Origin of the sequence: Desulfobacter hydrogenophilus (genome assembly GCF_004319545.1) — a bacterium.
In the GTDB taxonomy this organism is placed as follows: domain Bacteria; phylum Desulfobacterota; class Desulfobacteria; order Desulfobacterales; family Desulfobacteraceae; genus Desulfobacter; species Desulfobacter hydrogenophilus.
The window spans coordinates 281,187-293,838 of sequence record NZ_CP036313.1 but is presented as its reverse complement, the minus strand read 5'-3'; the positions used below and the strand labels follow the sequence as shown (position 1 = coordinate 293,838).

The following is a 12,652-nucleotide window of genomic DNA, read 5'->3' as shown; positions in this document are numbered from 1 at the left end:
AGGCAGGGTGAACTTTTTCACCCTGCCTTTTTCTATGACATGTTCAAATCTGAATTATTTTTTTCGTCTTGAAATTTTTGCAAGCCCCAACAGACCGATGCCGAAAAGTATAAAAGTCGCTGGTTCTGGGACTGGATCACCGCCACCGCCACCGCCGCCCTCGTCCAGCACCCCATACAGCTTCAAGCTGCCTGCAGTACCATTACCAACCCTTTGCATCCGTACGTACGGGCTTACATTTTGTTCATAGGAAAAAAGTGGTGTATCATCGAATTCCATAGTCAGGACTGCTTGAGTAAAATAATGTGGAGTTTGGCCATCTGAATCAAGAATTAATTCAGCCGCAGGATTGTAAAGTGCAGCCGCAACATTGCTAGAAGCACCATCGTTGTTGGGGATAAAATCCAGTGAGGTACCTTCGAGTTTGCCATCTGGATCTATTTCCCATTCACCAGTACTACCATCTTGGTCGTCAATATAGATCTCATCAAAATTCTCATCAAAAGCCTTTAAACTCCAGCTGACCATTGTTGGCAGGGGATCGTTGCCAAGGTCCCACCCAAACGCAACGAGGGCGGGAATATTGTCGTTCGAAGTACTGGTCGAAATGGGTGAGGTATTGTCCAACTTCACGGTTAGGACATTGCCCGATATAGAAACGTCCATCGTAGCCGACCCTATTCCGGATGCAGATACACCGGAGAAGTTATATATAGTCGACGCCCCACTACTCGTCGCGAGGCCAAGAATTAATAGAACAGAGAGAATTACTCTTCTCATTTTATTCTCCTTTTCACATGATTAAGCTATTATTTTCACAGTTCTTTCTGTATCTTTAGAATAACAGCAATTACAATGCCAAACATCAAGGTGAACATATAACTACTTAATTTTATAAAACTTTATTTAAATCAAAAGAAGGTAACATAAATCAGGTTATCAAATATGTAAAAAAAATACACAGTTTAAAGAAAAAAAATACACAAACATTGATAGTCTTTTTATTTTCCCATTGATCATTTTGTCACTGATTATGGCTGGGCTGTTTTAATCTTTTTCAGTTCCCGAATCTTGTCCCGGTATTGTGCAACCTGCTCGAATTCCAGACTTTCTGCCGATTCGTTCATTTTGGTATCAAGGTTTCGGATCACATCTTCCAGGTTCAGCTCATCCGCATCATAGGCTTTGAGTTCCTCATTTATGGCCGCTTCCATTGTATTGGCATTCATGCCGGCCATAGTATAATCAAAGGTATTGATCTTTTTGCTGATGGTGGCGGGTGTAATGCCGTGTGCTTGGTTATACGCCTCCTGCATGAATTCCGGGGACATGATACTGATTTTCACCTATGTTAATGTCACAGAGACAAAACCATTTCATGGTTTTTGAGGGGAATATCATGCCAGCCCCATCCATTCTCAGGGATTTATAAATCTGAAGTCGGATCAGGACCGGTAGGGAATCTACCGGTTTTGATTCATAATAGGGTGTAATTGCACATTTAGGGCAAACCCTATGACGGATTTACCCTAAATGTGCAATTACACCCGATCTGATCCAGCGACAATCAAACTCAAATTATGGTGAAACTTCAGATTTCAAGCCGGGTGCCGGTGGCAAATACGTTGATTGGGCGCGTCATTTTGCGGGCCATGTACGCCGGGGCATCAGGGCCCGTGCAGTGGCCGGTATAATAGGTTGTGCCGTCATAGGATGACAATTCATTGACCAGAATATCCAGGCGGTTGTCAGGTTCTGTGACCCGGGTTATGCGATTATACAGGTGAAATCCGCCGATCACATGGTCAATATGATCCCGGCCTGTGCGGGTAAGAACCGTATCAATCATGTTCCCCATGCCCGAGTGGGCGCATCCGGTGAACAGAACCGAGGTACCGTCTTCCACGATCAGCAGGGCCAGTTCATGGGAAAATTCATCCTCAATAAGTTTCCCGTCTTCCTGCTGCATCAAAAGGTCTGAATTGCCCTGGGGGATAAAGCCCTTTTTTGAAAAATCTGTGATAATGGTTAAATTCTCGGACAAGGCCAGGTCCGCACCAAGAAACCGGCAGCGGCTTTTGTCAATGGCATCGGTGTCAAGGCCGATATACCGGGGTTCATTATTCTTGTAGCGGGCATAGTATCTGCCTTCAATGGCCCCCCGGGTCATGATGATTGCTGCTTTGTCATTGATTTTTTGAAACTGCGGGATGCCGCCGCCATGGTCATAGTGCCCGTGGGACAGCACGGCCATGTCCATTTTTGACAGGTCTACACCCAAATGTTTTGCATTGTCTGCAAATTTGTTGTCCGGTCCCATATCAAAAAGAATGGACCGGGTGCCGGTGCGGATAAAAAAACTTAAGCCGTGGGCCGATGCAAGTTGTGGGTCCGTGGTGTTGTTTTCAAGCAGGCAGGTGATTTCCATGGCGTGTTTCTCCTGTGTTTTTTGGGATATAGGTTAAATTATGGGGCGCATAAAAAATGCAGATTAAATGAATCATTGGGGATCTCTTCGGCACAAACCTTTGAAAAACCCGCTTGTCTGAGCAGATCTATGGCCTGCTGTTTCCCCCACATCATGCCAAGGCCCGAGCCGTTGTCATTAAGCCCGATGGGCATGCAGTGCATCAGGCTTACCGTATATAAAAACGGCCCCATGGGATGATCGGTATTGTCCTTGATATTGGTGGCGGCCTTGATATCGATCATGGAAAAAAGGCCGCCTTCACGCAGCATGTATTTCACCCCTTTTAGCGCATCCAGCGGATGGGACTGGTCGTGGATGGCATCAAAGGCGCATACGTAATCAAAGTATTGGTTAAACTTTGGCAGAGCAGAAATTTTAGCCGCATCCTGGTTGATGAACGCAATATTGGACAACCCAAAAGATTCGGATAAAGCCCGGGCCTGTTCAAGGGCTTTTTCATGGTTGTCCATGCCGATAAATTCAGATTTAGGATAGGCCTGGGCCATGAGACAGGCTGCCACGCCCTGGCCGCAACCCAGATCACAGACCCGGATGCCTTGCTGCAGCCTTTTTTCCAGTCGACCCTGGTCAACATAGGGAATAAATTCCTGGATCAACACCTTGCGGTGCTTGGCATCTGCCAGTTCCGACATGAATGCCTGAAAATCTGGATAAATGGAAAAGGGAACGCCCTGGCCGGTTTTGAATCCCTGTTTTACGGCATCCATGGCACAGGCGGTCAGCAGGGGAATTTCTTGGGTATAAACCCCCATATTGTTGTTTCCGGCCCTTCTGCACAGAAGATCCCCATGGGTTGGCGGCAGGAAAAAGGTGTCCTCATTGTCCGGCTTTTTTGTCATCTCAATAATGCCGCCGGTGACCATGATGCCCAGCCACTCCTTGAGATAACGCATGTCCAGACCCGTCGCGCCGGAAAGTTCTCCAAGGGTCAGGGCGGAACCTTTTTCATCCATGACATCAAATATTTCAAGGGCGTAGCCTATGCCTAAGCCCAGGTTCAGGGAGCCGTAATTTAGAATCTGTACCAGTTTATCGGAAAAATCAGCCATGATTTAATATATTAAAGACTAATTCCCTCCAGGACCCGGTCGCTGATGTGGGTGCAGACCTTGGTCAGGAACTCTTTGTGGGTGACCCCCATCTTGACCTTGCCGTCTAAAGTGCGCACGGACAATACCTTGTCGTCCTTTTCCTTGTCACCGATGGTGATGATTAAAGGAATATAGTTCAACTGGGCTTCCCTGATTTTCTTTTTAAGGGTTTCGTTTCTGTCATCTACGTCGCAACGGATATCATGAACCGCCAGCAGATGCTGGATTTCTTCTGCATAGGGGGCCAGTTCCTGGTTGATGGGCAGGATCACGGCCTGGACCGGGGCCAGCCACAGGGGAAATTTGCCGGCAAAATGCTCCACAAGGATACCAAAGAACCGTTCCATGGAACCGTAGATCACCCGGTGGATCATGATGGGGCGGTGCTTTTCATTGTCCGCGCCCTTGTAAGTCAGGTCAAAGCGTTCCGGCAGCGCCATGTCCAGCTGGATCGTGCCGCATTGCCAGGTTCTGCCTAAAGCGTCCTTGATGTGGATGTCTATCTTGGGACCGTAAAATGCGCCATCCCCTTCATTGATCATAAATTCTCGGCCATAGGCTTCTATGGCATTGCGAAGTCCGTTGGTGGCAGTTTCCCACTGCTCATCCGTGCCGATTGATTTTTCAGGCCTTGTGGACAGCTCCAGGTGAAAGGATAAACCAAAACGCGCATAAACCCGTTCAGCCAGTTTCAGAACGCCTAATACTTCTTCCTGGATCTGGTCCGGGGTCATAAAAATATGGGCATCATCCTGGTGAAAGGCCCGGACCCGGAACAGGCCTGACAACGCGCCTGAAAATTCATGGCGGTGTACCATCCCGATCTCTCCGGCCCGGTGGGGCAGGTCTTTGTAAGAGTGGGATTTTGTTTTGTAAAGGATCATGCCGCCGGGACAGTTCATGGGCTTGATGGCGTATTCTTCGTCATCAATGGTGGAGGTATACATGTTTTCCCGGTAGTTCTCCCAGTGGCCGCTTTGTTCCCAAAGTTTTCTGGTCATCAGCACAGGGGTTTTGGTCTCCACATACCCGTCTTTTTTATGCTCCATGCGCCAGTAATCCAAAAGCGCATTCCACATGTCAATGCCCTTGGCGTGAAAAAAAGGCATGCCCGGTGCTTCGTCATGGAAAGAGAACAGATCCAGGCGGGTGCCAAGTTTTCTGTGGTCCCGTTTTTTGGCTTCCTCGATCATGTTCAGATAGGCGTTGAGTTTCTTTTTGTCAAAAAAGGAGATGCCGTACAAGCGCTGGAGCTGTTCCCGGGACTGGTCCGCCCGCCAGTAGGCACCGGACGTTCTTAATAGTTTAACACCCTTGATCATACCGGTGTTGGGGATATGGGGGCCGCGGCATAGATCAACGAATTTGCCGTTCTGGTACAAAGAGATTTCTTCGCCTTCGGGCAGTTCATTGATCAGCTCCACCTTAAAGGGGTTGTCGGCGAAAATAGCCAGGGCCTGTTCCCGTGTGACCACCCGGCGTTCAAAGCCTGCCTTGGCCTTGATGATCCTTTTCATCTCAGCTTCTATTTTTTCAAGGTCTGCTTCGCTCACCGGTTCCATATCAATATCATAATAAAATCCATCTTCCACCACAGGGCCGATGGTCAGCTTGGCGTCCGGATAGAGGTTGAGTACGGCTTCAGCCATGACATGAGCCGAAGAGTGGCGCAGGATATCCAGCCCCTTGTCGTCTTTGGCTGTGATAAAGCTCACCGCACTGTCCTTTTCAATGACAGCGCCTAAATCAATGGCTTTGCCTTCTATTTCCATGGCCACGCAGTTGCGGGTAAATCCTTCGGAAATGCTTTTTGCCACATCCATGCCTGTGGGAGGTGTGTCAAATTCTTTTACTGCATTATCCGGGAACGTTATTTGAATCATTTTTTTTACTTCCTGTTATATATCATGCCTGACCTTGCCCTATTTTCCAAGGCAGCGTATGATCAAGTGTTTTTGATTAAACATTGTAATAAAAGCCGTTAAATTTAAAAAAAGAATCTTAAAAGAAGTGTTTTAAACAATCAAGGGAAAACTAAGGTGGTTTATCAGTTTGTAACAACGGACAAAGACTTGGCACAAGTATGCCTGAAACTTGAACCCTGTGAGATAATCGGCGTGGATCTGGAGGCCGATTCCATGCACTGTTTTTCAGAAAAGATATGCCTGATCCAGATTGCAGGCCCAGACCAGGCCTGGCTGGTGGATCCTTTTCTGATCAATGATTTCTCACCCTTTTCTCAAATCCTTGCAAATCCAGAAATTATCAAGGTGTTCCATGGGTCAGACTTTGATGTCAGAAGCCTTGACCGGGAGTTGTCCGTTGAAATTGAAAACCTATTTGACACCGAGATCGCCTGCCGTTTTTTAAATATTAAGGCCCGGGGTCTGGGCGCACTTTTGAAATCTTATTTTAATATAGATGTGGATAAAAAGTACCAGAAGGTGGATTGGTCCAAACGGCCTTTGAAAGATGATATGATTGCCTACAGTGTGGGGGATGTGGCGACGCTTGTGGAACTGCATGACCTTTTAAAGGATCGCCTTGAAAAGATCGGGCGTTTGGCCTGGGCCGAAGAGGAGTTTGATTTGCAGGCCAGGGTGAAATACGAAAATAACCATTTAAGGCCCTTGTTTAAAAAGTTCAAGGGGGCCGGTAAGCTTGACAACCGAAGCCTTGCTGTGCTTGAGCATCTGCTGGAAGTCCGGATTTCCCAGGCGGAGAAAAAGGATTTGCCACCCTTTAAAATTATGTCCAACCAGTCCATCATGACCATGGTTCAGCGCAGGCCGACCAGTGTTGAGGCTGTTTTGAAACATCGAGCGCTAAGCCCTAAGCAGGCTGGTATGTACGGGCAATTGTGCGTCAACGCCATTCAAACAGCCCTTGCCTTACCCCACCGGGAATTGCCCTCTTATCCTAGAACCCGGATGCCCCGAAAAAACTCCCAGGTCCTTGGCCGCATTGATGCATTAAAAAAAATGCGTGAGACTGCTTCCCAAACCCTGGCCATGGAGCCTGGATTTTTGATCAATAACAATATGATCGCTGCGGTGGCAGCGGACAAGCCGTCAAGCCCGGACGATCTGTTGCAGATTCCGGGTATACGAAACTGGCAGGTCGAGGCGCTTGGTGGGAAGATTATGGATACACTTTCCCGAGTGCAGTAATTAAGGCTCGCAATCAAAATAAAACCATCCATATGACTTTCCTTTTAAGCCGTCTTCTGCGTTGCGTCACTGAACACATATTTCGAATATGCTCCCAGTAACGCGCCTTGAATACGACTTAAAATCCTAAGTCATATTTGGACGATTTTAATCTGATCCCAAGCCTAACAAGAGAGAGGATAGACAATGCATATAGATTTTTGGAAAATGCATGGTCTCGGCAATGATTTCATTATGCTGGATGACCGGGACAAAACCATTGCCGGGCACATTGATTATTCGGATCTGGCCGTGCACCTGTGTCATCGGAGGTTTGGCATCGGTGCCGATGGCATTATTCTGGCCCGGCATTCTGATACCCATGATATACGGTTTGTTATTATCAATTCAGACGGGTCTCAACCGGAGATGTGCGGCAACGGCATGCGCTGTTTTGCCAAATATCTGTACGAGAACAATATTCTTGTCAAAGATGAAATAAAGGTTCAAACCCTGGCCGGAACTGTGGTGCCCCGCATTGAAAAAAAGCAAGATGCACAGGTGGTCTCCGTATGCGTGGATATGGGGGTGCCACGGCTTATTCCTGAACAGATCCCTTTTGTCTATGATGGAAAGATGGCCCTTGGGGTGCCCATTGAAACAGGGCAGGGCACAATGTCCGTTTCCTGTGTCTCCATGGGGAACCCCCATGCGGTGATCTTTGTGAATGATTTGTCACTGGTGGACATTGAAGTTGTTGGTCCCATGGTGGAAAATCACCCCCGTTTTCCTGAAAAAACCAATGTGGAGTTCATTGAAGTCATCTCTGACAGCCAAATAAAAATGCGGGTGTGGGAACGCGGGGCCGGGGTAACCCTTGCCTGCGGTACCGGGGCCTGTGCTGCCGTTACGGCCGCTCATCTGACGGGATGGGTAGGGCGACAGGTGCGTGTCCATCTGGACGGTGGAGATCTGGATATTTTATGGGATGAATCCTCTGGTCATATTTTTAAGACCGGGCCTGCCCAGACCGTTTTTAAGGGAACTGTTGAAATTTAACTCCGGGTTGACAAACCTTTTTATTCTCTATATAGCATAATTCATCGTTTGGGGTGGCGCACAGCGTCTGAGATTATACCCATTGAACCTGATCCGGATAATACTGGCGAAGGGAAGAGCGGACAAGACAGCAATAAACCTGGAAAAATCCGGATTTAGGTATTTTTATAGCCGTTTGCCCTTCCTTTGAGGGGTAAACGGCTTTTTTTTTAAGGATTTTTGCCTATGAATATTTTTGTCAACGGAAAACAGGAATGCATAGAGTCCTGTACTTTGGCACAGTTGATTGCCTGGAAAAAACTCGATGCAGGGGCGCTGGTTATCGAACTTAACCAGCAAATCATCAAACAGGAATTTTGGCCGACAACTGAACTCCAGGACAAAGATCGCCTGGAGATGCTCAGTTTTGTCGGAGGAGGCTGATTATGAACGACGATTTACTTTTATTAGGTGGGAAAGAATTCAGTAACCGGTTACTGACCGGTACCGGGAAATTTGGCAACCATGGACAAATTCCCAAGATGCTTGCGGCCAGTGGTTCACAGATGATCACGGTCGCCCTGCGCCGTGTCGACGTCTCGGAGCAGTCTGAAAATATTCTCGAATACATCCCCAAAAATGTGACCCTGCTGCCCAATACATCCGGCGCCCGCAACGCAGAACAGGCCGTTCGCGTTGCCCGTATTGCCCGGGAAGCCGGTTGTGGTGATTTTATTAAAATCGAAGTTATCACCGATATGAAATACCTGATGCCGGATAACTGGGAGACCTTGAAAGCGACGGAAATTCTGGCCAAAGAAGGGTTTCAGGTGCTGCCCTATGTTTTGCCCGATCTGCCCCTGGCCAAACGTCTGGAAAACGCAGGAGCCGCAGCGGTGATGCCCCTGGGCTCGCCCATCGGAACCAACCGGGGACTGGAGACCAAACCGCTGATTGCCATGTTAATTGAGAATGCCTGTGTGCCCATCGTTGTGGATGCGGGAATCGGTAAACCTTCCCAGGCTGCGGCGGCAATGGAAATGGGTGCAGATGCGGTGCTGGTGAATACCGCCATTGCCACGGCCCGGGATCCCGAAGCCATGGGACGCGCCTTTGATCTGGCGGTCAAAGCCGGGCGGGCGGCCTACCTGGCGGAAATGGCCGAGGCGTCCACCTTTGCCCGCGCCTCTTCTCCGCTCACCGGATTTCTTGACGAAGAACAGCCATGAGTTGACCTGGTCTATCAACACCTATGTTCAACTCAATGTCATAAGTTTAAGTATGTGTCGTTTGTTTTACCATGAAGGACATGAAGCGCATGAAGAATATATACCGGAAAATTAATCTTCATGTCCTCCATGCGCTTCATGGTTCTAATTGGAATCATCTTAATTTTATGACATAGAGGCTCAACCCACAACAAAACATGAAAGAAATTTAATAGCTTATTGCGACTTTCATAAAATGAGGATCGAATTATGTCATTCTACAAGGTAGTTGAGCAGTACCGTGATTTTAATGTTCCTAAATTTTTTGACCAGGTGAATGATGAGGACATCATCCTCAGTATGGCCAAGGAAAAACCCGATCCTATGGATCTTTTGACTCTGCTGAGCCCTCGGGCTGCCGGACATCTTGAGGCCATGGCCCGAAAAGCCCACCAGTTGACCGTGCAGTATTTTGGCCGCACGATCCAAATGTTTATTCCGCTGTACATCTCCAACTATTGTAACAACGGTTGTGCTTACTGTGGATTTAATCACAAAAATTCCATCCTTCGCCGAAAGCTCAGCCTGGAAGAGATTGAGATTGAGGCCAAGGCCATTGCCAAAACCGGGATGCAGCATGTGCTCTTTCTCACCGGTGAAGCCCAGCACATGACCCCCATGTCGTACCTGGTGGATGCGTCGCGACTGCTCAAGAAACATTTTGCATCCGTGGCGATTGAGGTCTACCCGCTTGAGATTGAGGAGTACCGGCAACTCTATGAGGCAGGTGTCGATTCCATGACCATGTTCCAGGAAACCTATGACGAAGGCGTTTATAAACGGGTTCATCTGGCCGGCAAAAAAATGGATTATCACTGGCGGCTCAACGGGCCTGAACGGGCTGCCAAGGGCGGCATGAGGGTCGTTAATCTTGGGGCTCTGCTTGGTCTTTCCGAGCCGCGGCGGGAAATGTTTTTTACCGGGTTGCATGCCAGCTACCTTGAAAACAAGTATATCAATACCGAGGTTGCCATCTCCCTGCCCCGATTTAACGAGGCGGAAGGCGATTTTCAACCCGACTACCTGGTGAATGACAAAACCTTTGTTCAGTTCATGACCGCGCTGCGTATTTTTCTGCCGCGTTTGGGACTGACCGTCTCCACCCGTGAAAACGCCACCTTTCGCGATCGTATTCTCCCCTTGGGTGCTACGCGTTACTCTGCGGGATCAAGTACCGGTGTTGGTGGCTACACCGAGATACCGGACGGTCAGACGCCGCAATTCGAGATTACCGATGCCCGCAGTGTGGCCCAGGTAGCCGATGCGATTCTCGCCCAGGGTTACCAGCCGATTTACAAAGACTGGGATTGCATCTGATGAAAATCGGTATTGCCGGGGTTGGCGGTATTGGCTCCAACGTGGCCCTTAACCTGGTGCGAAGTGGCGTGATGCAACTTAAACTGGTCGATTTTGATCGGGTAGAGTCCGGTAACCTCAACCGTCAGTTTTATTTTGTCGACCAGATCGGCCTGTTCAAGGTTGATGCACTTAATATCAATTTAAGCCGCATTAACCCCGAGGTGAACCTTGAGGGGCAGGTCCAGCGTATTGACAGGCAAAATTGTGCTGACCTGTTCTTTGATTGCGACTTGATCGTTGAGGGCTTTGATCGCCAAGTGGATAAAAAAATGCTCATTGAAACCTTGGCTGACAAAAAACAGGTGGTTTCAGCCAACGGCATTGCCGGATTCGATCTGGCCGGCATAGGCTCGCGCAGAATCGGCACCTGCTGTATTGTCGGTGATTTTACCACCGATTGTGATCAGGCGCCGCTGTTCAGCCACAAGGTGACCACCGTCGCCAATTACATGAGTGAATTTATTCTCAGTCAACCCGGCGTGCTTCATGACTAAGGGCCGCGGAAACGATGGACAATTGAGGCATTAACCGGTAAGTAAATGCCATGAGAGTTTATTTTAGTGTAATTACGATCATTTTTGCTTTTTTCGTTTCCCCTGTATCTGCCCAGCAGCACGTTTTGTCGCAGGCTCGGGATGCTTACATGGCCGATCTGGTGTCAAAAATAAAAGCCTCCACCGTATCCGTGGGCACCTATTCTTTCAAGGATATCCCCATGATCCAGTTCCGGGGTACCGGTTTTGCCATCGGGGACGGCAGCAGAATCGTCACCAACCACCATGTGGTCCAGGGCATTAAAGAAAAGAAACGCATGTTCCATCTGCGCATATTTCACAAGAATCTGCCGGGGAAAGGGGTCAAGGCCGTTCTGGTCGCTGAAGACCCGTTTCACGACCTGGCCATACTGGAAATGGCAGGCAAATTGGCTCCCTTGCCCATGGCGGCGGAAGGTACCCTTAAAGAAGGTCACCAAGTGGCATTTACCGGATTTCCCATCGGCTTTGTACTCGGTCTTAATGCCACTACCCACACCGGTATTGTTTCGGCCATTGCCCCGGTCATGCTGCCCAGCCCCCACGGCAGTTTGATCAAAGGAGAGATGATCAAATACCTTGAACACCCCTGGGATATTATCCAGCTTGATGCCGTTGCTTTTCCGGGGAACAGCGGAAGTCCGGTCTATCGGATTTCCACCGGACAAGTCGTTGGGGTGATCAATAAAGTTTTTGTCAAAGGGAAAAAAGAATACGTCCTAAAAGAGCCTACAGGAATCACCTATGCCGTCCCTGTCAGTTTTGTCCGAAAGCTTAACCGGTCCATTATCCCGGCAGAAAAGTAAAAACACCCTGGATAAAGGCCATGCATAAAATTCCCAGAACAATGCCGAAACTGATACGGCCCATCACCGGACCTGATAAAGGCCCAGATAACGGATAATAGCACAGCCCGATTCCGGTACCGGCAAGAAAACCGAATAGATGGGCCGATACATCGGTATTCTCACCATGGCTGAACATGGCTGTAAGTGTGGCTGCCGCAGCAAAGGGGGCCAGCCCTTTGAATTTTGGAAATACTGAATGACCTGATTGTGCGCCAATGGTCATGCGCCGGGCCCCAAGAAGTCCTGCCGCCGCCATGACCGCTGTGGAAGCCCCGATGGAGAGCCGTAAATCCTGGCCAAAACTTTCAGATATCAGATTGCCGGCCGTGCCTGCGGCCAAAAGCAGCAAGAGTCCCTGCCCGTAACCGGTCACGCGAAGTAAAGGGCCCGCAAGTACAAGTATTCCGGCCATATTTCCCAGAAGATGATCCGTATCGCTGTGCAGAAATAAGGCGGTCACGGCCCTGAAACTTTGCCCTTGGCTGAGATAGTACGAGGACGAACCAAAGTCCAGGATCGCTTGTTTGTGAAGGCCCCGGGTGGTGATGATATAATGGATGGCTGCTATAAAAAAGGCCAGCGCCAGGGCTGCGGGGGAGAAAAAAATTCTGGTCGACGCATGGGGAGCCGGTTTTTGGAACCCCTTGTTCTCCTTTGCGTATTGTTTCAATTGCTCTTGTGCTTTAAAAACATCGTCATCGGGGACAAGGATGTCGTATGATCCGTCAGGACACGTATCAATGACCGCTTTGACAGACTGGGACGCCAGGACCACCAGGGTAAGATCGGCCTGTTTTCTGCTGTTTTTATTGTGTATACTGCCCGTGAAAATAGATTTCATTTTTTCCTTGCCGGATGTGTTTATTTCCGGCTAT

Annotated in this window: 13 protein-coding genes and 1 riboswitch; of the genes, 7 read left to right on the top strand and 6 right to left on the bottom strand. The window is 48.8% G+C overall.

Annotated elements, in window-relative coordinates; translation table 11 throughout:
- Positions 1–54: 54 nt before the first annotated feature.
- The 5 genes from EYB58_RS01395 to thrS all read right to left on the bottom strand — a co-directional run bounded on the left by EYB58_RS01395 (position 55) and on the right by thrS (position 5,465).
- Positions 55–780 (bottom strand): PEP-CTERM sorting domain-containing protein, encoded by a 726-nt coding sequence (locus EYB58_RS01395; RefSeq protein ID WP_207309114.1) that lies wholly within the window; start codon positions 778–780, stop codon positions 55–57.
- Between the two features lie 251 nt (positions 781–1,031).
- Entirely contained in the window at positions 1,032–1,331 is a 300-nt protein-coding gene (locus tag EYB58_RS01390; protein WP_242637512.1) for a UvrB/UvrC motif-containing protein, read from the bottom strand.
- A gap of 260 nt (positions 1,332–1,591) precedes the next feature.
- Entirely contained in the window at positions 1,592–2,428 is an 837-nt protein-coding gene (locus EYB58_RS01385) for an MBL fold metallo-hydrolase (RefSeq protein ID WP_111954628.1), read from the bottom strand.
- 38 nt (positions 2,429–2,466) lie between these two features.
- A complete protein-coding gene (locus EYB58_RS01380) occupies positions 2,467–3,540 on the bottom strand; it encodes a class I SAM-dependent methyltransferase (protein ID WP_111954626.1) in 1,074 nt (357 codons plus the stop codon).
- Between the two features lie 11 nt (positions 3,541–3,551).
- Positions 3,552–5,465 carry a threonine--tRNA ligase gene (thrS, locus tag EYB58_RS01375; protein WP_111954624.1) on the bottom strand — a complete coding sequence of 638 codons (1,914 nt, stop codon included), beginning with the start codon at positions 5,463–5,465 and terminating at the stop codon, positions 3,552–3,554.
- 156 nt (positions 5,466–5,621) lie between these two features.
- On the opposite strand from thrS, the gene EYB58_RS01370 reads away from it, so the two are divergent.
- The 7 genes from EYB58_RS01370 to EYB58_RS01340 all read left to right on the top strand — a co-directional run bounded on the left by EYB58_RS01370 (position 5,622) and on the right by EYB58_RS01340 (position 11,735).
- Positions 5,622–6,752, top strand: coding sequence for a ribonuclease D (locus EYB58_RS01370; protein WP_111954622.1), 1,131 nt, complete (start codon positions 5,622–5,624; stop codon positions 6,750–6,752).
- A 186-nt stretch (positions 6,753–6,938) separates the two neighbouring features.
- Complete coding sequence (gene dapF / locus EYB58_RS01365; RefSeq protein ID WP_111954620.1) at positions 6,939–7,790, top strand: diaminopimelate epimerase; 852 nt, start codon at positions 6,939–6,941, stop codon at positions 7,788–7,790.
- A 39-nt stretch (positions 7,791–7,829) separates the two neighbouring features.
- Positions 7,830–7,924, top strand: a riboswitch (TPP riboswitch).
- Between the two features lie 91 nt (positions 7,925–8,015).
- A complete protein-coding gene (thiS, locus tag EYB58_RS01360) occupies positions 8,016–8,213 on the top strand; it encodes a sulfur carrier protein ThiS (protein ID WP_111954618.1) in 198 nt (65 codons plus the stop codon).
- 2 nt (positions 8,214–8,215) lie between these two features.
- Positions 8,216–8,998, top strand: a complete 783-nt coding sequence (locus EYB58_RS01355) for a thiazole synthase (RefSeq protein ID WP_111954616.1) — start codon at positions 8,216–8,218, stop codon at positions 8,996–8,998.
- 249 nt (positions 8,999–9,247) lie between these two features.
- On the top strand, positions 9,248–10,354 hold the full coding sequence (gene thiH / locus EYB58_RS01350) for a 2-iminoacetate synthase ThiH (protein WP_111954614.1): 1,107 nt from the start codon (positions 9,248–9,250) through the stop codon (positions 10,352–10,354).
- Positions 10,354–10,890, top strand: coding sequence for a sulfur carrier protein ThiS adenylyltransferase ThiF (gene thiF / locus EYB58_RS01345; protein ID WP_111954612.1), 537 nt, complete (start codon positions 10,354–10,356; stop codon positions 10,888–10,890). The genes thiH and thiF overlap by 1 nt, the downstream gene beginning before the upstream one ends.
- A gap of 149 nt (positions 10,891–11,039) precedes the next feature.
- A complete protein-coding gene (locus tag EYB58_RS01340; protein ID WP_242637511.1) occupies positions 11,040–11,735 on the top strand; it encodes a S1 family peptidase in 696 nt (231 codons plus the stop codon).
- Here the strand turns inward: EYB58_RS01340 and EYB58_RS01335 are convergent.
- On the bottom strand, positions 11,716–12,618 hold the full coding sequence (locus EYB58_RS01335) for a rhomboid family intramembrane serine protease (protein ID WP_111954608.1): 903 nt from the start codon (positions 12,616–12,618) through the stop codon (positions 11,716–11,718). The genes EYB58_RS01340 and EYB58_RS01335 overlap by 20 nt on opposite strands.
- Positions 12,619–12,652 lie beyond the last annotated feature (34 nt).